The 24,109-nt window shown below is 74.1% G+C and carries 24 protein-coding genes; 8 read left to right on the forward strand and 16 right to left on the reverse strand.

Features of this window, described 5'->3' with window-relative positions; genetic code table 11:
• Position 1: 1 nt before the first annotated feature.
• From G5C62_RS07090 to G5C62_RS07105, 4 genes are all read right to left on the reverse strand, one after another.
• Positions 2-781, reverse strand: coding sequence for a sulfite exporter TauE/SafE family protein (locus G5C62_RS07090; protein WP_241175756.1), 780 nt, complete (start codon positions 779-781; stop codon positions 2-4).
• Entirely contained in the window at positions 778-1,395 is a 618-nt protein-coding gene (locus tag G5C62_RS07095; protein ID WP_164700462.1) for a rhodanese-like domain-containing protein, read from the reverse strand. Before G5C62_RS07095 ends, G5C62_RS07090 begins: the two co-directional genes overlap by 4 nt.
• Positions 1,396-1,650: 255 nt before the next feature.
• Positions 1,651-3,027 carry a rhodanese-like domain-containing protein gene (locus G5C62_RS07100; protein WP_164700463.1) on the reverse strand — a complete coding sequence of 459 codons (1,377 nt, stop codon included), beginning with the start codon at positions 3,025-3,027 and terminating at the stop codon, positions 1,651-1,653.
• Positions 3,028-3,175: 148 nt separating this feature from the next.
• Positions 3,176-3,442 (reverse strand): metal-sensitive transcriptional regulator, encoded by a 267-nt coding sequence (locus tag G5C62_RS07105; protein ID WP_164700464.1) that lies wholly within the window; start codon positions 3,440-3,442, stop codon positions 3,176-3,178.
• 276 nt (positions 3,443-3,718) lie between these two features.
• On the opposite strand from G5C62_RS07105, the gene G5C62_RS07110 reads away from it, so the two are divergent.
• The 3 genes from G5C62_RS07110 (at position 3,719) to G5C62_RS07120 (ending at position 5,848) form a co-directional block, all read left to right on the forward strand.
• The gene (locus G5C62_RS07110) at positions 3,719-3,994 is read left to right on the forward strand and encodes a hypothetical protein (protein ID WP_164700465.1); all 276 of its coding nucleotides are present in this window, start codon (positions 3,719-3,721) and stop codon (positions 3,992-3,994) included.
• 113 nt (positions 3,995-4,107) lie between these two features.
• Complete coding sequence (locus G5C62_RS07115; protein ID WP_164700466.1) at positions 4,108-4,659, forward strand: hypothetical protein; 552 nt, start codon at positions 4,108-4,110, stop codon at positions 4,657-4,659.
• 70 nt (positions 4,660-4,729) lie between these two features.
• Positions 4,730-5,848, forward strand: coding sequence for a spore photoproduct lyase family protein (locus tag G5C62_RS07120; protein ID WP_241175757.1), 1,119 nt, complete (start codon positions 4,730-4,732; stop codon positions 5,846-5,848).
• 13 nt (positions 5,849-5,861) lie between these two features.
• On the opposite strand, the gene G5C62_RS07125 is transcribed toward G5C62_RS07120, so the two are convergent.
• Positions 5,862-6,713 carry a PP2C family serine/threonine-protein phosphatase gene (locus tag G5C62_RS07125; RefSeq protein ID WP_052091170.1) on the reverse strand — a complete coding sequence of 284 codons (852 nt, stop codon included), beginning with the start codon at positions 6,711-6,713 and terminating at the stop codon, positions 5,862-5,864.
• A 129-nt stretch (positions 6,714-6,842) separates the two neighbouring features.
• Between G5C62_RS07125 and yaaA the strand changes: the two genes are divergently transcribed.
• Together yaaA and G5C62_RS07135 are read left to right on the forward strand one after the other, a co-directional pair.
• Positions 6,843-7,601 carry a peroxide stress protein YaaA gene (gene yaaA, locus G5C62_RS07130; RefSeq protein ID WP_164700467.1) on the forward strand — a complete coding sequence of 253 codons (759 nt, stop codon included), beginning with the start codon at positions 6,843-6,845 and terminating at the stop codon, positions 7,599-7,601.
• Positions 7,602-7,643: 42 nt separating this feature from the next.
• Entirely contained in the window at positions 7,644-9,062 is a 1,419-nt protein-coding gene (locus G5C62_RS07135) for an amidase (protein ID WP_164700468.1), read from the forward strand.
• A 69-nt stretch (positions 9,063-9,131) separates the two neighbouring features.
• On the opposite strand, the gene G5C62_RS07140 is transcribed toward G5C62_RS07135, so the two are convergent.
• From G5C62_RS07140 to G5C62_RS07150, 3 genes are all read right to left on the reverse strand, one after another.
• Positions 9,132-9,584 carry a PGPGW domain-containing protein gene (locus G5C62_RS07140; protein WP_164700469.1) on the reverse strand — a complete coding sequence of 151 codons (453 nt, stop codon included), beginning with the start codon at positions 9,582-9,584 and terminating at the stop codon, positions 9,132-9,134.
• A gap of 68 nt (positions 9,585-9,652) precedes the next feature.
• Positions 9,653-14,536: an NAD-glutamate dehydrogenase gene (locus tag G5C62_RS07145; RefSeq protein ID WP_164700470.1), complete on the reverse strand. Its 4,884-nt coding sequence runs from the start codon at positions 14,534-14,536 to the stop codon at positions 9,653-9,655.
• 146 nt (positions 14,537-14,682) lie between these two features.
• On the reverse strand, positions 14,683-15,072 hold the full coding sequence (locus tag G5C62_RS07150) for a phage holin family protein (RefSeq protein WP_231558187.1): 390 nt from the start codon (positions 15,070-15,072) through the stop codon (positions 14,683-14,685).
• 253 nt (positions 15,073-15,325) lie between these two features.
• Here G5C62_RS07150 and G5C62_RS07155 point away from each other — a divergent pair, with 253 nt between their 5' ends.
• From G5C62_RS07155 to G5C62_RS07165, 3 genes are all read left to right on the forward strand, one after another.
• The gene (locus tag G5C62_RS07155; RefSeq protein ID WP_241175758.1) at positions 15,326-16,060 is read left to right on the forward strand and encodes a TVP38/TMEM64 family protein; all 735 of its coding nucleotides are present in this window, start codon (positions 15,326-15,328) and stop codon (positions 16,058-16,060) included.
• Positions 16,061-16,264: 204 nt separating this feature from the next.
• Positions 16,265-17,455 (forward strand): ATP-binding protein, encoded by a 1,191-nt coding sequence (locus G5C62_RS07160; protein WP_164700471.1) that lies wholly within the window; start codon positions 16,265-16,267, stop codon positions 17,453-17,455.
• Between the two features lie 73 nt (positions 17,456-17,528).
• A complete protein-coding gene (locus G5C62_RS07165) occupies positions 17,529-18,464 on the forward strand; it encodes an alpha/beta fold hydrolase (protein WP_036336043.1) in 936 nt (311 codons plus the stop codon).
• Positions 18,465-18,555: 91 nt separating this feature from the next.
• Here G5C62_RS07165 and G5C62_RS07170 read toward each other — a convergent pair whose 3' ends face one another.
• The 8 genes from G5C62_RS07170 to G5C62_RS07205 form a co-directional block, all read right to left on the reverse strand.
• Positions 18,556-19,041 (reverse strand): hypothetical protein, encoded by a 486-nt coding sequence (locus tag G5C62_RS07170; protein ID WP_036336041.1) that lies wholly within the window; start codon positions 19,039-19,041, stop codon positions 18,556-18,558.
• On the reverse strand, positions 19,038-19,400 hold the full coding sequence (locus G5C62_RS07175; RefSeq protein ID WP_036336039.1) for a response regulator: 363 nt from the start codon (positions 19,398-19,400) through the stop codon (positions 19,038-19,040). Before G5C62_RS07175 ends, G5C62_RS07170 begins: the two co-directional genes overlap by 4 nt.
• The gene (locus G5C62_RS07180; RefSeq protein ID WP_164700472.1) at positions 19,397-19,897 is read right to left on the reverse strand and encodes a chemotaxis protein CheX; all 501 of its coding nucleotides are present in this window, start codon (positions 19,895-19,897) and stop codon (positions 19,397-19,399) included. The genes G5C62_RS07175 and G5C62_RS07180 overlap by 4 nt, the downstream gene beginning before the upstream one ends.
• A complete protein-coding gene (locus tag G5C62_RS07185; RefSeq protein ID WP_164700473.1) occupies positions 19,894-20,289 on the reverse strand; it encodes a response regulator in 396 nt (131 codons plus the stop codon). The genes G5C62_RS07180 and G5C62_RS07185 overlap by 4 nt, the downstream gene beginning before the upstream one ends.
• Before the next feature lie 2 nt (positions 20,290-20,291).
• The gene (locus G5C62_RS07190) at positions 20,292-21,116 is read right to left on the reverse strand and encodes a protein-glutamate O-methyltransferase CheR (protein ID WP_036336033.1); all 825 of its coding nucleotides are present in this window, start codon (positions 21,114-21,116) and stop codon (positions 20,292-20,294) included.
• On the reverse strand, positions 21,113-22,252 hold the full coding sequence (locus tag G5C62_RS07195; RefSeq protein ID WP_164700474.1) for a chemotaxis response regulator protein-glutamate methylesterase: 1,140 nt from the start codon (positions 22,250-22,252) through the stop codon (positions 21,113-21,115). The genes G5C62_RS07190 and G5C62_RS07195 overlap by 4 nt, the downstream gene beginning before the upstream one ends.
• 109 nt (positions 22,253-22,361) lie before the next feature.
• Positions 22,362-23,273, reverse strand: coding sequence for a hypothetical protein (locus G5C62_RS07200; protein WP_164700475.1), 912 nt, complete (start codon positions 23,271-23,273; stop codon positions 22,362-22,364).
• Positions 23,274-23,426: 153 nt separating this feature from the next.
• Positions 23,427-24,109, reverse strand: a 683-nt coding sequence (locus G5C62_RS07205) for a methyl-accepting chemotaxis protein (RefSeq protein ID WP_241175759.1), incomplete at its 5' end; no start/stop codon positions are given.

Consider the following 24,109-nt stretch of genomic DNA (forward strand, 5'->3'; position numbering starts at 1 on the left):
GTCAGGCCGATGCGGCGCTGATGCCGACCTGTCCGAGCACCAGGGCGGCGACGGCGAACACGAGCCAGGCGAACCAGCGCTTGAGCCGGCCGGTGTCCAGGTGCGCGCCCAGGCGCCCCGCCACGAGAGCGGCGACGACTGCCGCTGCGGTGAAGCCGGCGGTGATGGGCACGTCGATGGGGGCGTCGCCGGCGTGGGCGGCGAATCCGGCGGCGGAGTTGACGGCCACGATGACGAGCGAGGTGCCGATGGCTGTGGTCATCGGGAGGCCGAGTGCGACGACCAGCACGGGGATGATCAGGAACCCGCCGCCGACGCCGAGCATCCCGGTGAGGAAACCGACGACGAGTCCCCCGGCGATGGTCCGGGGCAGGCAGCGGCGCCAGTTGACGGCGCCGTGGCCAGTGGCGCAGGCGGCTCCGGTGGCGGGCCTGTCCTGCAGCATGCGGAGGCCGGCCGCGATCATCAGCAGCGCGAAGATCGCGAGCACGACGTCGCCGGGCAACAGTCGGTTGACCGCGGCCCCGGCGAAGGCCGTCGCCGCTCCGGCTGCGCCGAAGAGCAGGGCGATCCGCCAGGCGATCTGGCGGGCGCGCAGTCTGGGCAGGAGGGCGACGACGGCGGTGATGCCGACGACCAGCAGCGATGTGGCCACGGCCTGGGGGAGCGGCTGCCCGACGACGTAGACCAGGGCGGGCACGGCCAGGATCGACCCGCCGCCGCCGAGGAGCCCGACGAGGGCGCCGATGACCAGGCCGAGACCGATCGCTGCGGCGATCACGAGTTCGCGGTGGCGTTCGCCGTGGCGCGGGCGGGTCCGGTGGTGGCTGGCCGCAGCACGTCCAGGACGTCGTCCAGGCGGACCGGCTGATCAGCCCGGTTGTAGGGCAGGGCCGAGAGGGCTGCACCCATGGCGCAGCTGTCGGTCACCGCAGCCAGGGTCAGACCCGCGCCGATGCCCCCGGCCAGGAAGCGGGCCTTGGGGAAGCGGATGGAGGCCAGGACGCTCCCGGCGACGATGCCGCCGACGACCAGGCGGACCTGGCGCTCCAGTGCCCACCGCCGGCGGCCGCGGCGGACCGGATGCCCGGCGGCGGTGTGGGCGTTCATGCCGCCGTCCAGGACCGAGAGCTGTTCGGCACCGGCGGCGGCCAGCGCGTCGTGCGCGGTGCGGGCGCGGTTGCCGGCCTGGCAGATCAGCACGACCGGGCCGTCCAGGGCGGCAGCGAGGGTCTCGACGTGCTCGTGGACCAGGGGCAGGGGGACGTTGATCGAGCCGGGCACGTGCGCGGTCTCGTACTCAGCCGGTGTGCGGACGTCCAGGAGGGTGGGGGCGACCGGGTCGTCGAGCTGGGCGGCCACGGCGTCGGGAGCGATGCGGAGAGGGCTGGTCATCTGGTGGTGTCTTCTTCTCGAGGAGGGGCCGGTCGCCACCGAGCGGGGGCACCGGTGGCGACCGGGGTTCAGGAGCGGCGCAGCAGCCGGCGGAGCCGGCCGGCAGTGGTGGCCGTGGCTGTGGGCGCGTGGCCGGGGCAGCGTTCCGCGGACGGGACGCCGGCGAGGACCCGGTCGACGTGCTGGCCGCAGCCGGCCCAGGTGGTCAGACCGCAGGTCCGACAGGCAACTGCTCGACACATCGGAGCTCGCTCCTCAGGCCGGGACCGACGTGGTGTGCAGCCCGACAGCGGCGGAACCGGTGTCGGGGTCGCCGTAGCCGCCGTTGACCAGCACGGGACGACGGCCGGCGCGAGCCAGGATCGATGCGGCGATCGAGGCGCGGTAGCCCGAGCCGCAGTAGACCCAGACCTCCCCGGCCGGGACCTCGTCGATCCGCCCGGGCAGCTCGTGGATCGGGATGTGGATGGAACCCCGCACGCCGCCGGCGGCGCGCTCGTCGTCGCGGCGGGCGTCCAGGACGACGGTGTCCTCGTGCTCGCCGAGCTGAGCGGCCAGACCGGCGAAGTCCGTCACCGGGTGGGAACCCAGCTCCCGGCCCGCAGCCAGCGCCTCCGGGCTTCCGACAGCGGCACCGGCCAGGCGGTCGATGCCGATGCGGACCAGCTCGCGGCGGGCATCGGCGACCTGCTGCTCGGACTCCCCGATGAGCGTCAGGGGGGCGCCCCAGTCGTAGAGCCAGCCCAGGTAGGTCACGAAGTTGGTGCTCAGCTCGAAGTTCAACGCCCCAGGCAGGTGGCCGGCGGCGAAGGCGGTGCGAGCCCGCAGGTCGACCACCCACTCACCCGCCGCCAGGCGGGTGGCCAGCTCCTCCGGATCGACCGCTCGCGGGGAGGACAGGTCGACCGGATCGGGGCCGGCCGCGTTGGTCGGGCCCATGTGGGCGTAGTAGGCCGGGTAGGCGCCGAGACCGGCGATGAGCTGGTCGACGAATGCCTGCTCGTCCTGGGTGAGCGCGGGGTTGACCCTGCGCTGCTCGCCGACGGTGGAGGACGTCCCGCTGGTCGGGGTCGCGGCGCAGAAGCTGCCGAAGCCGTGACTGGGGAAAACCGCAGTGCCGGCCGGGAGCTCGTCGGCCAGGCGCCGCACCGAGTGGAACTGGGCGTGGGTGAGCGTGTCGGTGTGCTCGGCGCCCACCAGGTCGGTGCGGCCGGTCGCGCCGTAGAGCATCGAGCCGCCGGTGAAGACCGCTTGCACGGCGCCCTCCGTGTCGGCGAGCACGTAGGAGACGTGGTGGTGCGTGTGCCCGGGCGTGTGCAGCACTCGCAGCCGCATCGGCCCGGCGACCAGCACGTCGCCATCAGACGCCGGGACCCGCTCGTAGGACACGCTGTCCCCGGCAGGGACGACATAAGCCGCGCCGGTCACCCGGGCCAGCTCGAGCCCGCCGGTGACGTAGTCGTTGTGCACGTGGGTCTCGAGCACGTGACTGATGGCGACGCCCCGGTCGGCGACCAAGGCCTGAACACGGTCGATGTCTCGCTGAGGGTCGACGACCACGCCCACCCCGGCGTCGCTGATCACGTAGCTGCGGTCCCCGAGACTGGTCGTCTCGATGATGTCGATCTGCATGGTGCTCTCCTTGTACCGTACCGGGTAGGGGTATGTGACGATCAGATGAGGGCATCGGCGCTCCGGTCGCTCACACGGCCGACTCGCCCTCCCGGGCCCCGGCGACCTGGATGGGCGCCATGGGCCTCTCCCTCGGGCGTCGTGGACATCAGGCGAGCGAGAGCAGCAAGCGCTCGAGCTCACGGAGGTCGACCTCGCGGGTCTCCTCCGCGGAGTTGATCGAGCAGTACCGCATCCCCGTGCTGACGACGGCGAAGCTCGCCTTGTTCAACGCTTTGGACGCGGCCGCCAACTGGGTGACCACCGCAGCGCAGTCGCGGCCGTCCTCGATCATCCGGACGATGCCGCCGATCTGGCCCTGGATGCGGTTGAGGCGCTTCACGACGTCGGCGAGCTCGCCCTGGGGGATGTCCACGCACTGCAGCGTACATACCCCCCCGGGTATGTGCCAACCCACCTGTTCCGCCGCTCTCAAGTGGCGGGTGGACCGCAGGTGCCGTAGGAATGGCGCCGGGAGAGTTCCAGCAGTGCGGACTCCTGCATCCGTGCGTTGCCGGACCGGCGAGCGACGAGCACGTCACCACCCGCTCTCCAGCCATCCCCACGAGCCCCATGTCGGCGCGCCTCCTGCCATGGCTGCGACCGCGTGCGCTCTGCCCGTGCCCACTCGACACACCTCCAGGAGAACTCCGTGGCGAACACCGCCCAGCGCACCATCCGCGACCGTCGTCTCAGCACCGAGACGAAGGCGTCGACGAAGACCACCGAGCTGTACGCCTACGTCGCCGCAGTGGCGGCCGTGGTGATCACCGCCTTCGTCGTCGGGAACGGCGAAGACGGCGGCGGGGACCCCTTCGGCGCCTCCGAGGCCATCCGCTACATCACCTTCCTGACCATCGGCTACATGGTGGCCCGCGGGCTGGCCAAGTCGGGCAGTCGCGACTTCTACGACGAGCACGGGAACTGACCCCTGCGGGGAACGGACGAGCTGCGGCAGCCGCGGACCGCTGATCCGCCGGCTCGACCGGCCCCGGTCGCGTGCCACGAGCAACAGCGCCACAACGGATCGGAGCACCACCCATGTCCCGCAACCAGCGCCGGAAGAAGCGCGCCAAGGCAGCGAACAGCCAGAGGGCGAATCGCAACGGGGACCGCAACGACACCAGGGGCCCGTCTGCCGAGGCGGTCCACCTCCGCCCGAGCACCGAGACCAAGTCCGCGCTGAGGACGACCGAGTTCATCGCGTACGCGGCCGCCGTGCTCGGCGTCGTCATCACCGCGCTCGCCGTCGACGCCGACGGCCGTGGGGGCGACGACCCCTTCGGGGCCGAGTCCGCCCTCCGCTACATCGCGTTCCTGACGATCGGCTACCTGGTCGCCCGCGGCCTGGCGAAGTCCGGGAGCCACGAGTACCGGATCGAGCGCGACACCGATACCGACACGGACACGGACACTGCGCGCACCGGCATCGTGCACGACGCGGACCCTCGCGACGACGAGCAGCTCGGCGACGACGACGAGCGGGTCGACGACGACCAGCGACTCGGCGACGACGACACCGCGGAGACGGCCGTCGTGCCGTCCGACCGGGACCAGCGCCCGGCGGCCCAGGACGTCGACGTGCGGCCGTGAGACGACGGTCGTGAGCCGACTGCCCGGCGAGGGTGCTGCCGAGCGACACGCCGTCTGAGCAGGAAGGGCGATGCGCCGGCGGTCGTTGCACCAGGTGATGATCACCGCGCTCGTCGCCCCCGCCCCCACCCGCCTGTGGACGCCGTCCCGCGTCCTCGTCACCCGGTCGGCCGCGGAGCGCCCGCACGGGCAGCGCGTCCTCGCCCGGCTCGAGGCGGCCGGGGTGTCCGACATCGAACTGCTGCCCGGCGACCGGCTGCCCAACCTGCGCGGCGACGGTGACCGGGCGGCGTTCATGGCCGCCAAGCAGACGATGGCCGTGGTCGTCCCCCCGCCGTCCAAGCGCCGCCTGCAGCCGATCCCGCCGTCGGCCGACTGGCGGATGGACCTGGCCGAGGGCTGCCCGGCGCACTGCCAGTACTGCTACCTCGCCGGTTCGCTGTCCGGCCCGCCGATCACCCGGGTGTTCGCCGACCTCGACGAGCTGCTGGCCGGGCTGGACACCTACGTCGGCCGCGGGGCGGTCACCTCCGGCACGGCGGCGCGCGGCGCGGAGGGGACGACGTTCGAGGCGTCCTGCTACACCGACCCGCTGGCCATCGAGCACCTGACCGGTGGCCTGGCCACCGCGATCGAGCACTTCGGCACCCGTTCCTGGGCCGGGCCGGTCCAGCTGCGGGCGACCACCAAGTTCGACGACGTCGCCGGCCTGCTCGACCTGCCGCACGGCGGCCGGACCCGGCTGCGCTTCTCCGTGAACGCCGCCTCGGTGGCCCGCCGCTTCGAGGGTGCGACCTCGCCCGTCGCCGGTCGCATCGCCGCCCTGGGCGCGGTAGCCGCCGCCGGCTACCCGGTCGGGCTGACCATCGCGCCGATCATGCCCACCGATGGCTGGCGCGAGGAGTACGGCCAGCTGCTGGACGACGTCGCCGCGGCGCTCCCTCCCGGCACCGACCTCACCGTCGAGTGCATCACCCACCGGTTCACGCCGGGCAGCAAGGCGACGCTGACCGACTGGTACCCGCGGACGAAGCTGGAGATGGACGAGGCCGTGCGGACCACCAAGCGCGGGAAGTACGGGGCCGTGAAGCACGTCTACCCGCGCGACACCATGGGCGAGCTGCGCAGCTGGTTCACCGGCGCGATCGCCGACCGGCTCCCCGCCGCCCAGTTGCTCTACTGGACCTGAGGGAGGACCCCGCTCAGCGGGGGCGGTGCTGGACCAGGCCGACCGGCACCGGGCCGGGCCAGACGGCCTCCAGCGCCTCGGCGGTCTCCTCACGGAGCTCGGTGGCGGCGCCGAACGTGCACACCCGGACCGGCCCGCCGTCGGGCCCGGCCTCCAGGACGTCGGCGACGACGACGGTGATGTTGTCGGTGGGCGGCCCGGCCAGCGCGGCGTCCCGCAGCCGCGCGGCGGCCTGGGCGGGCGTGCCGTCGGCGGCCAGCAGGTCGCACAGCACGGCCGGCGGGACGACGTCGGACAGCCCGTCGGAGCAGACCATCACCCGGTCACCGGGGCGGGCGTCCAGCCGAAGCACGTCGACCGCGGCGACGTCGTCGTCCGCGCCGTGCAGTGCGGCGTAGACCGCCGAGCGCTGCGGGTGCACCTTCGCCTCTGCGGGGGTGAGCGAGCCGGCGTCGATCAGCGCCTGGACCAGCGTGTGGTCGGTGCTGACCTGCTGCAGCTCGCCGTCCTGCAGCAGGTAGCCGCGGGAGTCGCCGATGTGCAGCAGCGCCAGCCCCTGGGCGTCGACGTGCAGCGCCGTCATCGTGGTCGCCATCGTCCGCAGCCGGGGACGCTCGGTGTAGGCCGCTCGGATCCGCTCGTTCGCGCTCGCCACGATCCGCACCGGGTCGTCGGCGCCCTCGCCGGTGCTGCCGGTGGCCAGCGGGGCCAGCCAGTTGACCACCAGCGAGGAGGCGACCGCGCCGCCGACGTTGCCGCCCACCCCGTCGGCGATGGCGATCAGCTGGGGGCCGGCGACCGCGGAGTCCTGGTTGTCCGGGCGGGGCCCACGGGTGGAGACGGCAGCACTGTCGAGCACGAGCACCTGCCGTCACCCCCTGTCCTCACCGGCCCACCGACCTGCACTGCGAACGCAGCGGTCGCCGAACGGTAGATCACGCACCCTGGGACCGCCCACGAACACGGCGGGCGCGGTCACCTACCGTTCGTCCTCGTGCTCGTCCTGCTGCCACCGTCGGAGACCAAGCACCCGGGTGGGGGCGGCGCCCCGCTGGACCTGAGTGCCCTCGGCACCCCGGAGCTGAACCCCCTCCGGGAGCAGTTGGTGGCGGCGGTGGTGGGCCTCGCTGCCGACGTCCCCGCTGCCCGGGCCGCGCTCGGCCTCTCCCCCGCCCAGGACGGCGAGATCGCCCGCAACGCCGCGCTGCGGTCCAGCCCGACCATGCCGGCGATCGAGCGCTACACCGGCGTCCTCTACGACGCCCTGGACGTCCGGTCGCTCACCCGCGCGCAGCGCCGCCGGGCCGCCGGGCGACTGGCGGTCGGGTCGGCGCTGTTCGGCCTGCTGCGCGCCGACGACGCCGTCCCCGCCTACCGGCTGTCCGCGGGCAGCTCCCTGCCCGGGCTGCCGACGCTGCGGTCGCTGTGGAAGCCCGTGCTCACCGACGTGCTGGCCGGCGTCGACGACCTGGTGGTCGACCTGCGTTCCGGGGCCTACGCCGAGCTGGCCCCCGTCCCGGACGCGGTCACCGTGCAGGTGCTCAGCGAGCGCCCCGACGGCACCCGTGCGGTGGTCAGCCACTTCAACAAGGCGCACAAGGGCCGACTGGCGCGGCTGCTGGCGACCACCACGGCCGAGCCGGACTCCGTCGTCCGGCTGCGGGCGCTGCTGCGCCGCGCGGGGTTGCACGTGGAACACGACGGCGGCACCGATCTCACCCTCGTCGTCCCGGCGGCTGCCGTGACCCGCTGACCGAGGTTCCTCAGCGCTGAGACACCCAGTACGGTCGCTGGGATGAGTGACCTCGACGACCTGTGCACCCGTCCCGCGACCGAGCTGGCCGCGCTGGTGCGCGACCGGGAGGTCTCCGCCCGGGAGCTGATGGACGCCCACCTCGACCGGATCGAGCGGCTGAACCCGGAGCTCAACGCGATCGTCACCCTGGACGCCGAGGGCGCGCGAGCCGCGGCCGACGCCGCCGACGCCCGACTCGCCGCGGGTGGACCGGTCGGCCCGCTGCACGGGCTGCCGGTCGCGCACAAGGACACCCACGCCACCGGCGGCATGCGCACCACCTGGGGCTCGCCACTGCACGCCGAGACGGTCCCGGCCCGCGACGAGCTGGTGGTCGCCCGGTTGCGGGCTGCCGGGGCGATCCGGGTCGGCAAGACGAACGTGCCGGAGTTCGCGGCCGGCTCGCACACCTTCAACACCCTCTTCGGGGCCACGCACAACCCCTACCGGCACGGGCTGACCGCCGGCGGCTCCTCCGGCGGTGCGGCCGCAGCGCTGGCCGCCGGCCTGGTGCCGATCGCCGAGGGCAGCGACATGGGCGGCTCGCTGCGGAACCCGGCGGCGTTCTGCAACGTCGTCGGCCTGCGCCCCACGCCCGGCCGGGTGCCCACCCACCCCGCCGCGATCGGCTGGTCGCAGCTGTCGGTGCAGGGGCCGATGGGCCGCACCGTCGCCGACGTCGCCCTGGGGCTGTCGGCACTGGCCGGCCCGGACCCGCGGGTGCCGATCTCGCTGAGCGACCCCGGCGCCCCGTTCGCCGCTCCGCTGCCGACCGAGCTGACCGGCCTGCGCGTGGCCTGGGCCCCCGACCTGGGCGGTCAGGTGCCGGTCGACCCGGCGATCACCGCCGTGCTGATGGAGCAGCTCGGGGTGTTCCGCGACCTGGGCGCCACCGTCGAGGAGGACTGTCCCGACCTGGCCGGCGCCGACGAGGCGTTCGGCGTGCTGCGCGCCTGGTTGTTCGAGGCGAGCTTCGGTGACCTGGTGCGCGAGCACCCGGACCAGGTGAAGGAGACGATCCGCTGGAACGCCGCCCGCGGGGCCGCACTGACCGGCGCCGACGTCGGCCGCGCGGAGGTGGCGCACACGGCGCTCTTCGAGCGGGTCGTGGCGTTCTTCGAGCGCTACGACGTGCTGCTGGCGCCGACCACGCAGGTGCTGCCGTTCCCGGTCGAGCAGGAGTACCCGACCGAGGTCGCCGGCGTCCCCCAGGACGACTACCTGGGCTGGATGCGCTCCTGCACGCTGATCTCGGCGACCGGGTGCCCCGCACTGTCGGTGCCCGGCGGGTTCACATCCGACGGGCTGCCGGTGGGCCTGCAGGTCATCGGTGCACCCCGGGCCGACCGTCGGGTGCTGGAGGTCGGGCACGCGTTCGAGCAGGCCACCGGCTTCGGCCGGCGTCGTCCGGAGCTCTGACCCCGGCCGGGTCGAGCCGGGCGGCCTGACGCTGGAGCGCCTCACCCCCGGGCGAGACGCTGCCGGAGGTCAGTCCTGGGTGGACGGGGCGACGCGGTAGGCGCCGTCGGCGCCTGCCACCCCGGCCGGGCGGTGCGCCCGGGCCACCATGACCTTCTCGTGCCGGCGGGCGAAGACCACCGTGCCCACGAGGAACAGCCCGGAGATCACCAGGACGAGGGCGGTGAAGGCATTGGTGAACGGCAGTTCCACCCCGGCGAGCACCAGCGCCCCGACGGCGACCAGGGCGAGGGCGGCGAGGACGGCGCCGGCGGCCCGCCAGGGGCTGCGGCCGACCTCCTCGACGCCCGCCACGGCCTTGTCCTGGGCGTAGTCCAGCGGCTTCTTCGCCCAGGCGAAGCGGGTGGCCAGCACCGCCAGCCCGGCGGCGACGAGCACGAACCCCGGGCCGGGCAGCACCAGCAGCGCGATGCCGGCGAGGGTCAGCAGTCCGCCGAGGGCGGCGATCACAACGGTCTTCACGGGCCGGTTGTGCCCCACCGATCAGTGCTCCACTCACTCTCCTCGGCGTGTCGCGAGCAGGCGGGGCCTCAGCGGCGGCTGCGCAGCCCGCGCAGCGTGCGGACGGCGACCAGCAGCTCGGCCAGCTCGTGGCGGTCACCGGAGGCCAGGTCGGCCAGCTGCGCCGCGGCCCGCTGCTGGGCGACGTCCCAGGCGTCGACCCACCGCTCGACCAGCTCGGCCGCCTCCTCGCCGTCGGAGCTCCGCAGGCCGAGCACGTCGGCGGTCAGCGTCGCCTGCTCGGTGGCCAGGTCGTCCCGGAGGCTCGCCCGGGCCATCGACGGCCAGCGCCGGTCCCGGGGCAGCTCGATGACCAGCTCCCGCAGCGGCACCAGGCCCAGCCGCTCAGCCAGGCACTGCGACACCTGCGCGGCCAGCGCGATGGGCGCACCGGTGCCCTCGGCCACCACCGCCAGGTCCAGCGCCGTCGGCAGCAGCGGCGCCGCGGCGACCTCGGCGGCCAGCTCCGGCGAGACGCCGGCGGCCCGCAGCTCCGCGGCCCGCTCGGCGTAGGCCTCGGCGTCGGCGCCCAGCAGCCAGCCGGGCAGGCCGGCGCGCACCTCGGCGACCTGCCCGGCGAACCGCTCGATCACCGGGGCCAGCGTGGCGGCCGGCTCCGCGGTGAGCTCGGGGATCCGCAACAGCCAGCGGGTGGTCCGCTCGGCCAGCCGGGTGGCCTCGGTGCGCAGGTGCACCTGGGTGGCGGCCGGCACCCGGTTGTCCAGGTCCCGGGGGGCGTCCCAGAGCCGGTCGACGTCGAACACCGCCCGGGCGACGGTGTGCGCCCGCACCACCGCGGCGACCGGGGCACCGGTCTCCTCACCCAGCCGGAACAACCCGGTGACCCCGGCGGTGTTCACCGCCCGGTTGCTCAGCACCGTGGCCACGATCTCCCGGCGCAGCGGGTGACTGGCCAGGGCGGCGGGGAACCGGGCGCGCAGTGCGGTCGGGAAGTACTCCTCCAGCAGCTCGGCCAGCGCCGGGTCGTCGGGCAGGCCAGAGGCCAGCACCGCGTCGCCGGCCTCGATCTTGGCGTAGGCCAGCAGCACGGACAGCTCGGGGCCGGTCAGGGCCTGACCGTCGCGGCGACGCTCGGCGATCGCCCGGTCGTCGGGCAGGTGCTCCACCGCCCGGTCGAGCCGGCCGGAGCGCTCCAGGGCACGCAGGTACCGCTGGTGGGCGTCGAGCAGCCCGCGGGACGCGGCGCACTCGGTGGCCAGCGCCGCGTTCTGCGCGTAGTTGTCCCCGAGCACGGCCGCGGCGACCTCGTCGGACATCTCCTCCAGCAGCCGGGCCCGGCCGTCGGAGTCCAGCCGGCCGTCGTCCACCACCCGGTTCAGCGCGATCTTGATGTTGACCTCGTGGTCGGAGGTGTCGACGCCCGCGGAGTTGTCGATCGCGTCGGTGTTCACCCGCCCCCCGGCCAGCGCGTACTCGATCCGCCCCCGCTGGGTCAGGCCCAGGTTGCCGCCCTCCCCGACCACCCGGACCCGCAGCTGGCCGCCGTCGACCCGCACCGCGTCGTTGGCCTTGTCCCCCACGTCCAGCGCGCTCTCCCCGGCGGCCTTCACGTAGGTGCCGATCCCGCCGTTGAACAACAGGTCGACCGGGGCCAGCAGCACCGCGCGCACCAGCTCGGGCGGGCTCAGGGCCTCCACGTCGTCGGCCAGGCCCAGCGCCGCGCGCATCGGCGCGGACACCGGCACCGACTTCGCCGTCCGGGGCCACACCCCGCCGCCGGCGCTGATCAGCGAGCGGTCGTAGTCGGCCCAGGAGGAACGCGGCAGCTCGAACAGCCGCCGGCGCTCGGCGAAGGAGACGGCGGCGTCCGGGGTCGGGTCGACGAAGACGTGCCGGTGGTCGAAGGCGGCCACCAGCCGCAGCTGCTCGGACAGCAGCATGCCGTTGCCGAACACGTCGCCGGACATGTCGCCGATGCCGACGACGGTCACCTCCTGGGCCTGCACGTCGACGCCGAGCTCGCGGAAGTGCCGGGTGACCGACTCCCAGGCGCCGCGGGCGGTGATGCCCATCGCCTTGTGGTCGTAGCCGACCGAGCCACCGGAGGCGAACGCGTCGCCCAGCCAGAACCCGCGCTCGATCGCCACCGAGTTGGCCAGGTCGGAGAAGGTCGCCGTCCCCTTGTCGGCGGCGACCACCAGGTAGGTGTCGTCGCCGTCGTGCCGGACGACCCGCTGCGGCGGGACGACGGCCCCGTCGACCAGGTTGTCGGTGAGGGCCAGCAGCGCGCCGATGAACTGGGTGTAGCAGGCCTTGCCCTCGGCGAGCACCTCGTCGCGGGACGCGCCCTCCCCCGGTCCCCGCAGCACCACGAAGCCGCCCTTGGCCCCGGTCGGCACGATCACGGTGTTCTTCACCGTCTGCGCCTTGACCAGGCCGAGCACCTCGGTGCGCAGGTCCTCCCGCCGGTCGCTCCAGCGCAGCCCGCCGCGGGCCACCGCACCGAAGCGCAGATGCACCCCGAGCACCTGCGGCGAGCTGACCCACACCTCCCGCGCCGGGCGGGGCTCGGGCAGGTCCGGGACGGCGGAGGGGTCCAGCTTGAGCGCCAGCGGGGCGCCCTCGGTGAAGACGCCGGCCGTGTACGCCGTCGTCCGCAGGGTCGCCCGGACGGCGGCCAGCAGCGAGGACAGCACCCGGTCGGCGTCCAGCGAGGCCACCTCGCCGATCGCCGTGGTCAGCGACTCGACCAGGGCGGTGGTGCGCGCCTCGCGGCCCGCCGAGCGGTCGGGGTGGAACCGGGTCTCGAACAGCGCGACCAGCCGGGCCACGATCCCCGGGTGCGCGGCGAGGGTCTCCTGCACGTAGGACTGGCCGAAGGGCAGCCCACCCTGGCGCAGCCACTGCACGTAGGCACGCAGCACGGCCACCTGCCGCCAGGTCAGCCCGGCCAGCAGCACCAGGGAGTTCAGGGCGTCGTCCTCCGCGCGGCCGGCCCAGACGGCGGTGATCGTGTCGGTGAAGCGCTCGGGCAGCGTGCCGGCGAAGGGCACCTCGACGGTCGGCGACGCCAGGCCGAAGTCGTACACCCAGGCCAGCGGGGCGCCGATCCGGTCGACCTCGTAGGGCCGCTCGTCGAGCACGTCCACGCCCATGTGCTGCAGCACCGGCAGCACGTCGGACAGCAGCAGCCGCTCCCCCACCCGGTACACGGTCAGCCGGCGCTCGCCCTCCGGGCCGACCGGCGCCCGCAGCCGCAGGTCCAGCCCACCGGGGGCCAGCCGGTCCAGCCGCGCGAGGTCCTCCACGGCGACCTCCGCCGGGAAGTCCTCCTGGTAGGCCGCGGGGAAGGCGTCGGCGACCCGGGCCAGCAGCCGGGGTGCGTCGCTCCCGTGCCGGGCGACCAGGGCGTCGGCCAAGTCGTCGGTCCAGCTGCGGGCGGCCGCTGCCAGCGCCTCCTCCAGCGCCGGGACGTCGACGTCGGGCAGCGACGGGCCACCCCGCCGGCTCACCGGCACCCGGACGACGAAGTGCAGGCGGGTGAGCACCGACTCGCTGGACCTGACCGTGAACTCCACGTGGGTGCCGCCCAGGTGCTCCAGCAGCAACCGCTGCATGGTCAGCCGGACCTGCGTCGTGTACCGGTCGCGGGGGAGGTAGACGAGGGCGGAGAAGAACCGGCCGAACGGGTCGCGGCGCAGGAACAACCGGGTCTGCCGGCGCTCGCGCAGGTGCAGCACGGCCAGCGCCACCGGCAGCAGTTCGTCCACGTCGACCTGCAGCAGCTCGTCGCGCGGGTAGGTCTCCAGGACGTCGAGCAGCTGCTTGCCCGAGTGGCTGTCGGCGGGCACCCCCGAGCGCGCCAGGACGGCGGCGGCGGTCCGCCGGACCAGCGGCACGTCCCGGACGCTGCTGGTGTACGCCTCGTTCGGGAACAGGCCCACCAGCAGGTGGAGGCGGCCGCGGCTGCCCGGCGAGTCGCTGGGCAGGTCGACGACGACGAGGTCCAGCCAGGCCGGGCGCTGGACCGTGGAGCGGGCGTCGCCCTTGGTGATCCGGACCCGGCGGGCGGTCCTCGCACCCGGCGCGGCCAGCGCGGCCGGCGCCACCGAGGTGGCGCGGTCCGGGGAGCTGCGCAGCATGCCGAGCTCGGAGCCGGCGACCACGTCGACCGCCGGCTCGGCGGAGTCCCCGACCAGCTCGACGGCGCGGGCGCCGAGGAAGAGGAAGTTGCCCCGGGCCAGCCAGCGGAGCAGCGCCGCGGCCTCGGCCGGGTCGTCGGCGGGGTGGCCGGCGTCCTCGGGGGCGGGCAGTCGGTCCAGGACGTCGGCGATCTCCTCGGCCCGCTCGGCCAGCGCGGCGGCGTCCGTGTGCGCGCGGCGGACGTCGTCGAGCACCGTACGGATGCCGGCCAGCAGGTCGGTGGCGGCCTCCTCGTCGACCTGCCCGGAGAGGACGACGGACATCCAGGACTCGGCGATCGCGTCGGCACCGCAGGTGGCGGCGTCGGCGCTGTCGCAGAAGGCGACCAGCCCGCCGTCGGTGTCCCGCCGGACGACCACGACCGGGTGCACGACGTGGTCGGGGGCGATGCCCTGCCGGGTCACCTCGGCGGTCACCGAGTCGACGAGGAAGGGCATGTCGTCGACGACGACGCGGAGCACGGCCCGTCCGCCGTCGGTGCGGTGGACGTCGACGACCGGGGTGCCCGGGCGGCGGGAGGCCGCCAGCCGGAGGTGCCCCAGCGCGAGGGCGGCCAGGTCGGCGGGGTCGTGGCCGACGACCTCGGCGGCCGGCTCACCGGCGTAGAAGCGGTGCAGCAGGACCGGGGTGTCGGCCGACTGGACGCCGGCCGGGAGGGCGCCCTGGCCGGTCAGCAGCCCGCGTGCCGCCGTGGCCGCCCGGTCCAGCAGCCGGCGCTTCTCCTCCTGCGCTGCCTCCAGCGAGGCCATGTCGCCGGGACTGTCGACGAGGCCGTCGACGGGCGCGTCACCGGTCCCGTCACCCGGGGGGACGTGGGCGCGGTCACCCCCCGGACCGGTCGGGATGCGTGTGGACCGTTCCGACTCCGAACCCAGACGAGCCATGCTCACCGACGCTAGTGGCCGCGCACCTTCAACGGCAGCACCAGCTCGGCGATCCAGCTGAAGAGGGCGATGAGGAACCCGCCGAACAGAGCGGCCAGGAAGCCGTCGACGGTGAACCGGTCGGACAGCGCTGCGGTGAGGCCGAGCATCGCCGCGTTGATCACCAGCAGGAACAGGCCGAGGGTGAGGATCACGAACGGCAGCGCCAGCAGCCGGACGATCGGCCCGATGATGGAGTTGACCAGCGCGAACAGCAGCGCGACCCAGAGGTAGGTGCCGGTCTCGCCGAAGAAGCCGGTCGGGTTGCCGATCACCTCGATCCCCTCGACGAGCCGGGTCACGGCGAAGATGATCGCCGCCAGCACGACGACGCGGACGGCGAACTTGCCGATCGTGGCCACGGCGGCACGGTAACGCGCACTGATCACGATCGGCGGGACTCCCCCCGTCTAACCGATTCTCGCGTCGCCGCTAGACGTCGGTAGATGGCCCGACAGAGCTGCATGTCACACTATCCGGTGGGGAACAACCGAGCCCGCCGCTCGTTGTCCTGGGTGCCGGTCCGGTCGCCGCGAGGCGCCCGCCCGGACTGGTCATCGCGCGCCCCGCCGGAAGTCGCCCCCCGGCGGGGCGCTGCGCTGGGAGACTGGGCCGGTGAGCGCGCCGCCGCAGGACCCAGCCGCGGCGCCACCGTCCCGTCGGCCGGTCGCCCGGCTGCGCCGGCTGCCCGCCCGGACACTGTGCCGCGCCCTGCTGCTGGTCGCCCTGATCGTGGCCGGTGGCGCCGTCGCGCTCATGGCCGACCTCCCCGACGTCGCCACCCTGCGCGACTGGCTCGCCGACATCGGCCTCCTCGGCTGGGCGGCCCTCGTCGCCGGTCTGGCGCTGGCCACGCTCGCGCCGGTGCCCCGTACCGCGCTCTCCCTGCTCGCCGGCGTCCTCGCCGGGTTCTGGGGCGGCCTCGCCCTGGCGCTGACCAGCGGCGTCCTCGGCGCCGCCGCCGGGTTCCTGCTCGCCCGCCGGCTCGGCCGGGAGGTGGTCACCCGGCTGGCCGGGCCGCGGCTGGCCCGGGCCGACGCCCGACTGTCCGAGCGCGGGCTCCTCGCCGTGCTGATCGGCCGGCTGACGCCGATCGTGCCGTTCACCGTGGTCAGCTACGCCGCCGGACTGTCCGGCATGCGGTGGCGCGACTTCCTGGCCGGCAGTGCACTCGGCCTGGTGCCGGGCACCGTGCTGCACGTGTCGATCGGGGCGACGGTGGGCGCGTCCGGGCGCGGCGGGGTCCCACTGCTGGCGAGCCTGGCCCCGCTCACCGTGGCCCTCGTGGTCCTCGGCGTGGCCACCCAGCGTCGTCGGCGGACGGCCGACGCCGGCGGGCCCGGAGCCTGACGAGGAGCTGCTCGTTCGAACGTCTGTTCGAACGCCGTGGTAGCGTCATCGCCGTCGCCGCGACTCCTCGAGGTCCGTCTGACGCCGTATCGGCCTGTCTAGCTTCGTCGCTAGAGACGGTCAGACGGGAGTCGAGACGGCGGTCGATGCCGTCGTCTAACGGTCTCTACCCCGACAGCAAGACACCGGCATAGGGTGCTCGACATGGACCCCGTCCGGAACCCGTACGCCCCCGGCGCCGGCCAGCGCCCGCCCGAGCTGGCCGGCCGGGACACCGAGCTGTCGGCCTTCGACGTCGTCCTGGAACGGATCGCACGCGGACGGCCGGAGCGCTCACTGGTGCTCACCGGGCTGCGCGGGGTCGGCAAGACCGTGCTGCTCAACCAGCTGCGCTCCGCGGCGATCACCCGCGGCTGGGGCACCGGGAAGATCGAGGCCCGCCCGGACCAGTCGCTGCGCCGGCCGCTGTCGGCCGCGCTGCACATGGCGCTGCGCGAGCTGCGCCACCCCGACCAGGAGTCCACCGACGCCGTCCTGGGCACGCTCAAGGCCTTCGCCCAGCGTCAGGCACCTGCTGATGCGAAGGTGCGCGACCGCTGGCAGCCCGGCATCGACGTGCCGGCCACCACCGGCCGTGCCGACTCCGGCGACATGGAGATCGACCTGGTCGAGCTGCTCAGCGACGTAGCCGGCCTCGCCGCCGACGTGGGCAAGGGCGTCGCGCTGTTCATCGACGAGATGCAGGACGTGCAGACCGACGACGTCTCGGCGATCTGCGCCGCCTGCCACGAGCTCTCCCAGCAGGGCTCGCCGCTGATCGTCGTCGGCGCCGGGCTCCCCCACCTGCCCGCCGTCCTGAGCGCCTCGAAGAGCTACTCCGAACGGCTCTTCCGCTACCTGCGGATCGACCGGCTGGACCGGTCCGCCGCCGACCGGGCGCTGCTGGCGCCGGCCGAGCGGGAGGACGTCGAGTTCGACACCGCCGCGCTGGACGCCCTCTACGCCGCCGCCGACGGCTACCCCTACTTCGTGCAGGCCTACGGCAAGGTCACCTGGGACGTCGCCGCCGCCTCGCCGATCACCGCCGACGACGTGGCGATGGCCGCACCGGCCGCCGAGGCCGAGCTCGCGGTGGGCTTCTTCGGCTCCCGCTACGACCGGGCCACCCCGGCCGAGCGGGAGTACATGCACGCGATGGCCGAGCTCGGCGGGCCGACCGGCGCCGCGGTGGGCACCTCCGACGTCGCGGTCACCCTCGGCCGCAAGCCCGCCTCCCTCTCCCCCGCCCGCGACTCACTGATCAAGAAGGGCCTGGTCTACTCCGCCGAGCGCGGCCAGATCGCCTTCACCGTCCCGCACTTCGGCCGCTACCTGCTCCGGCACGCCCCCGAGTAGCCGGGCGCCCCGGCGTCGGGGTCCGGTGGTGTTCCACGTGCGACCTCGGGGCCGGGACGGCAGGGTGGCTCGGGTGAGCACCCCTCCCGACGTCCGCTCCCCCGAGGAGATCACCGTCCCGGTCGAGGGCGGTGACCTCGCCGCCCTGTACTGGGCGGCCGACGCCCCGGGAGCCCCGCTGGTGGTGCTGGTGCACGGCATCACCGGGAACGCCGCGGTCTGGGGCCCGGTCGCGGCGGCCCTGGCCGGTGAGTGCGAGGTGGTCGCCCCCGACCTGCGGGGACGGGCCGGCAGCGCCGGGCTCCCCGGCCCCTACGGCCTGTCCGTGCACGCCGCGGACCTCGCCGCGCTGCTCGACCGGTTCGGCGCCGACGCCCAGGCCGGGGCGGACGCGACCGTGCTCGTCGGCCACTCGATGGGCGGGTTCGTCGCCGCGCTGGCCACCGCCGGGGTGGCCCGTGACATGGTGCACGGGCTCGTGCTGGTCGACGGCGGCCTCCCCTTCGCCGTCCCGCCGGCCGCGGACACCGACGCGATGCTGGGCGCCTTCCTCGGGCCGACCCTGGACCGGCTGGACCGCACGTTCCCCGACCTCCCCGCCGTCCGGGACTTCTGGTCCGGGCACCCGACGGTGGGCCGCTGGGTGGACGACCCGCCGGTGTCCGCGTTCTTCGTCCGCGACCTCACCGGCACGCCCCCGGAGCTGCGCAGCGCGGTGGTGCACGAGGCGGTCCGGGTCGACGGCGCAGACATGCTCCGCAACCAGGCGGTGCTCGAGGCCACCACCGACCTCCCGGTGCCGGCGACCCTGCTCTGGGCCACCCGCGGCATGCAGGGCGAGGTGCCCGGCCTCTACGACGAGGTGCGGCTGGAGCCGATGCAGCTCGGCGAGACCCACGTGACCGCCCGCGAGGTCCCCGGCACCGACCACGACTCCCTGCTCTGGACGACGGAGGGCATCCGGGCGATCACCGACGCGGTGCGCGAGGCGGCCGCCCGCGGTCGCTGACCACGGACGGACGACCAGGGGAGCGGGTCCGGTGCTCGCGCACCGGTCCCGCTCCCCTGGTCGTTCGGGTCCTGCTCGTGGGACGTGGAGCTCAGTGCGCCATCACGATGGACATGTTGCCCGAGCCGTAGCCGGCCACGTCGACCTTGAGGTCGAGCCGGTTGAACGCCGCAGCCAGGCCGGCGATGTCCCCCGGGATCGACTCCCCCGGTGCGTGCAGCTTGTACAGCTTCGAGTGGTTGACGCCCCCGCCGTTGAAGAGCGCGGCGGCCACGTTCACCACCTCGTAGACGACCTCCAGGTGCATCTCCGAGAGCTCGCCCTCGTCGATGGCGTCCTCGAGCCCGCCCTTGGGCAGCAGGGCCAGCGCCCCGGCCAGCCAGGCGGCGAGGCGGATGTCGACCAGGCAGAGGGCCGTGGTGGCCATCGTCGGGTCGACGTAGACGGCGACGGCCGGCTTGTCGTTGAGCGACACCGGGTCGCCCGGGGCGACGGTGACGTCCTTGCCGAACAGCCCCTCGAGCAGGTCGCGGACGTGCTTGGGGTTGGGCAGGAGCGCCGGTGCGGGCGCAGTCATGCGATCACCCCGTCCAGTGCGTCCTTGAACGTGTCCTCGTTGAACGGCTTGGCGATGAGGAAGAGGGCGCCGGCGTTGGCCGCCTTCTCGCGCATCTCCGGCGAGCCCTCCGAGGTCACGAAGCCGAAGGGCACCTGCGAGCCGGAGGCGCGCAGCGCCTCCAGGCACTCGATGCCGGTCATCTCGGGCATGTTCCAGTCCGAGAGGACCAGGTCGGGCTTCTCCGTACCGACCTTGTCGAACGCGTCGCGTCCGTCGACGGCCTCGACGATGTCGTGGTCGTCGTAGCCCGCCTGTCGGAGGGTGCGGATCACGATCTGCCGCATGACACGGCTGTCGTCGGTCACCAGGATCTTCACTGCGGCACCTCAGTTCCGCTCGGGTGCAGCGCCGGGGTGGCGCCCTGCACGGTGATGGTCAGGCTCTGTCCGCGCCACTGACCGTTGACACGGCGGACGTCGTCCAGCCGCCCGGTGGTGGGCGCGGAACCGATCTGGGGGAGGCCGAGGCTCGAGGGCCCCGGCAGGACGGACTTGATGTTGCCGCCGAGCACGTTGGCGAGTTCGCCGAGCGCGTCGGCGACGTCCTCGTCGTCCACGACCGTGGGCGGCCGGGTCATCAGGACGCTCTCGGCGAGCGCCTCGGCGGTGGCCGGCGCACAGGTGAGGACGACGGCGCCGTCCCACGGGCCGCTGATCGTCACCCACGCGCTGACGACCTCGGCCGGCGGTGCGACCGGGACGGGCACGAACGCCTCGCCGTCACCGACCAGCGCCGGCCAGATCTCGTCGGCGATGCTCTGCACCGTCTCCTGGTCCAGCAGCGCGGTGATCGGCTGGGCTTCCTGCAGGGTCACGCGGACACCTCCTCGGGGAGCAGGCCGAGCAGCGCCAGCTTGTCGCGGAGCGCGTCGGCGGTGAACGGCTTGATCAGGTACTCGTGGGCACCGGCGGCCAGCGCCTTGACGATCTGGCCGGTCTCGCTCTCCGTGGTGACCATCATCAGCGTCACCTGGCGGAAGTCGGGGTTGGCGCGGACGGCCATGACGAACTGCAGCCCGTCCATCACCGGCATGTTCCAGTCGATGCAGCACAGGTCGGGGACCCAGCCCTCGGCCTTTCCCTGCCGCAGCGCGTCAAGGGCCTGCTGGCCGTCTCCGGCCTCACGCACCTCGTATCCGAAGTCCTTGAGGATGCTGCCGACGATGCGCCGCATGGCGCGGGAATCGTCGATCACCAGAGCTCGCACGGTCAGGCTCCCTTTCGCGGGCGGTAGGCGGAGCCGCGGCCGAGGACGACCCGCTCCCAGTTCTCGTCGACCCCGAGCGTGGTCTCCGCAGCTCCGAGGAACAGCCACCCGTCAGGGCGCATGAGCTGGCGGACTCGGGTGAGGATCGCCTGCTTGGTGGGCAGGTCGAAGTAGATGAGGACGTTGCGCAGGTAGACCACGTCGAAGGGGCCCATCCGGGGCAGCGGAGCGGCCAGGTTGCACTCGGTCGCGGTGATCATCCGGCGCAGCGCCGGGGCGATCTCCCACTCGTTCCCGCTGCGGGTGAAGTGCCGCACCAGCATGGTGGCGGGCAGCCCCCGGTTGACCTCCAGCTGGCTGAACCGGCCGGCGCGGGTGCGCTCCACCATCTTCTGGGACAGGTCGGTCGCGGTGATCGACACCCGGGTGGCGGCGTTGGGCATCGCGTCGGCCAGCAGCATGGCGATCGTGTACGCCTCCTGCCCGCTGGAGCAGGCCGCCGACCAGATCTGCAGCCGCTCGTCGGGCCGGCGCGCGGCCAGCAGCTGCGGCAGCACCGTGCTGGTCAGCGAGGTGAACGGGTCGCCGTCGCGGAACCAGGACGTCTCGTTCGTGGTGAGCGCCTCGACGATCCGCCGGGTGGTCGCCGGGTCCGGCCGGTTGCGGACGGACTCGACGAGCTCGCTGACCCCGGACAGGCCGCGCTGCTGGGCCATCGGCAGCAGCCGGGCCTCGACCAGGTACTCCTTGCCGGGCTGCAGGACGATCGCGCTCTCGCGGTGCACCAGCTGGCGCACCCAGTCGAAGCTCGTGGCGGTGAGGGTCATCGCCGGCCTCCCATCGGGGCAGCGGCCCGGGCAGCGGCGAAGCTGGCGGCCGGGCGGGGGGTCGGGAGCAGTCGGACGATCGCCTCGGCGATCCGGCCCAGCGGCAGCACCTCGTCGGCGAAGCCGGCCTGGGTGACCGCACCGGGCATGCCCCAGACCACGGAGGTGGCCTGGTCCTGGGCGACGACGGTGCCGCCGGCGTCCCGGATCTGGCCGGCGCCGACGCGCCCGTCGGAGCCCATGCCGGTCAGCACGACGCCGAGCACGGCGCCGTCGTAGGCGGCCACGGCCGACCGGAAGAGGACGTCGACGGCCGGACGGCAGAAGTTCTCCGGCGGCGCCTGGTTCAGCGCGGTGCGCTTGCTGGCCCCGCTGGTGCCCACGGTCAGGTGGAAGTCGCCGGGGGCGATGTGCACGGTGCCGGGCGCCAGCGGAGTGCCGTCGCCGGCCTCGACCACGGTGAGCGGGCAGAGCCGGTCGAGCCGCTGGGCGAACTGGCGGGTGAAGACGGGGGGCATGTGCTGCACCAGCAGCACCGGCACCGGCAGCGAGGCCGGCAGCAGCGGCAGCACCTTGGTCAGCGCCTCGGGGCCACCGGTGGAGGAGCCGATCACCAGGACCGCCGGCTCCTTGGGGGCGCGGGTGCGCGCCACCGGGGGGCGGACGGCGACCGGCGCCGCGACCGCGGCGGCCGCGGGGCCACTGGTCTGCGGGCGGCCGGTGAGGGCCTTGATCTTCGGGATGAGCTGCTGGCGCACGCTCTCCATCGACTGCGCGACGCTGCCGACGTTGGCCGGCTTGGTCACGTACTCGTTGGCGCCGGCGGACAGCGCGTCCAGGGTCGCGGAGGCCCCGCGCTCGGTCAGCGTGCTGAACATGATGATCGGCACCCGGCTGTACGTCTGGCCGCCCGCACGACTGCGGATGGCGCGCACCGCCTCGATGCCGTTCATCTCCGGCATCTCGATGTCCATCGTGACCAGGTCGGGCCTGAGCTGCTCGAGCTTCGCCACGGCCAGCCGACCGTTCGGCGCTGTGCCGACGACGGTGATCATCGGGTCCTCGGACAGCACGTCCGTCACGATCTTGCGGACGACGACGGAGTCGTCGACGACCATCACCCTGATCTGTTCCACGCGTTCCCCCGCAGCCGATGTGCCGGCCGGTGGGCCGCTCTAGAGCTGTATCGGCATCGGGGGCCGGGCCTTGAGCGGATTCAGGCGTGTACTACGGATCGATCGGGATTCACCCCGCGAGGGGGAGGGACCGCCCGGTCACCGTGGTCCACGGGCCACCCAGCACGGCGAGGGACTCCTCGTCGAGCAGGTCGGCCATGGCCAGCCCCTGCACGCAGCCGGCCAGCGCGTTCCAGACGCCCTCGGCGCCGTCCCGCGGGGAGAAGCCGGCCTCGGCGAAGACCCCGACGGTCATCAGCTGGACAGCGGCGAGGGTGCGGGTGCGACCGGAGACGTGCGCGGCCCACGCGGCGCCGTGCATCGCCGCGGCCCAGGGACGGCGCTGCGCGCGCCCGGCGTCGACGGCCAGCCGCCACCGCCGGCGGCCGGCCTCGTCCAGGTCGCGCAGCTCCGCGAAGAACGCAGCGACACCGGGGGCAGCCGGGCCAAGGTCGGGCCGCGGGCCGGGCTCCCAGGCGGTCGCGGTGGCGAACGGGCCGGTCAGCTCCTGCCGCGTGGGGGCGTCGAGTGCGTCCGAGGCCCACCAGCCGGTGGCGGCGTCGGCCAGCACGTCGGCGGCCTGGGCGGCCACGGCCGGGTCGAGGTCGGCCACGACGGGGTGCTCCGGGCCGAGGACGTCGTCGCGCACCAGCCGCTCCAGGGCCGGGGTGTTGCCGATCGTGCCCCGCTCGAGCAGGGCGACGAGGCGGGCGGACCGGTCCTCGCCACCACCCGGGTCGGTCAGGTCGCGCAGCTGGGGGACGCCACCGGCGGCGAGCTCGTGGGCCCGGCGGGCGCGGACGGCGAGGGCCGCGCGTTCGTCGTCGGGGCGGCCGGCGGCGGGGTGCGCGGCAGCGATCCGGTGCAGGGTGGCGGCGTCGGCACCGATGCCGGTCACCAGGACGTCGGCGACCTGGCCACCGGCGGGCAGTCGGACGAGGTCGAAGCCGAGCGTCGCAGCGCTGACCAGGGAGTAGGGCACGTCGCCTCCAAGGAAGTGGTCAGGCCATCGTGCTGGGGGCCCGGGCCGCAACGCCATGCGGAGGTCACCCGCTCGCGGGACGGCGAGCGGGTGACCTCCGCGCGTTGCAGCCGGACGGTCAGTGCCCCGTCACGGATTGTTCAAACTGCTCGCTCAATAGGTGAAGCGGGCCACACTCCCCCGCAGGTCGCTGGCCATCCGGGACAGCTCGTCCACGGCCTGCCGGGTCTGCCCCAGCGCCTGGGTGGTGGAGCTGGCCGCCGCCGAGACGCCGGTGATGTTCGTGGCGATCTCCGTCGACCCGCCGGCCGCCTCCTGCACCGACCGGGACATCTCGTTCGTCGTCGCCGTCTGCTCCTCCACCGCAGAGGCGATGGTCAGCTGGAAGTCGTTGATCGACCCGATCACCTCACTGATCCCACCGATGGCCTCGATCGCCTTCCCGGTGTCACCCTGGATCGCCTCCACCCGACGCGCAATGTCCTCCGTCGCCCGCGCCGTCTCCTGCGCCAGCTCCTTCACCTCGTTCGCGACCACCGCGAACCCCTTGCCCGCCTCACCGGCCCGTGCCGCCTCGATCGTGGCGTTCAGCGCCAGCAGGTTCGTCTGCTCCGCGATGGAAGTGATCGTCTTCACCACCGCACCGATCTCCTTGGAGGAGATCCCCAGCTTCGTGATCGTCGCCGTGGTCGCCTCCGCCTCGCTCACCGCCGACGCCGCCACCCGCGCCGCCTCGTTCGCGTTCTGGCTGATCTCCCGGATCGAGGCCCCCATCTCCTCCGCGCCCGCCGCCACCGTCGCCACGTTCCGGCTGACCTCCTCGGCCGCCGCGGACA

It is taken from the genome of Modestobacter sp. KNN46-3 (assembly GCF_011039295.1).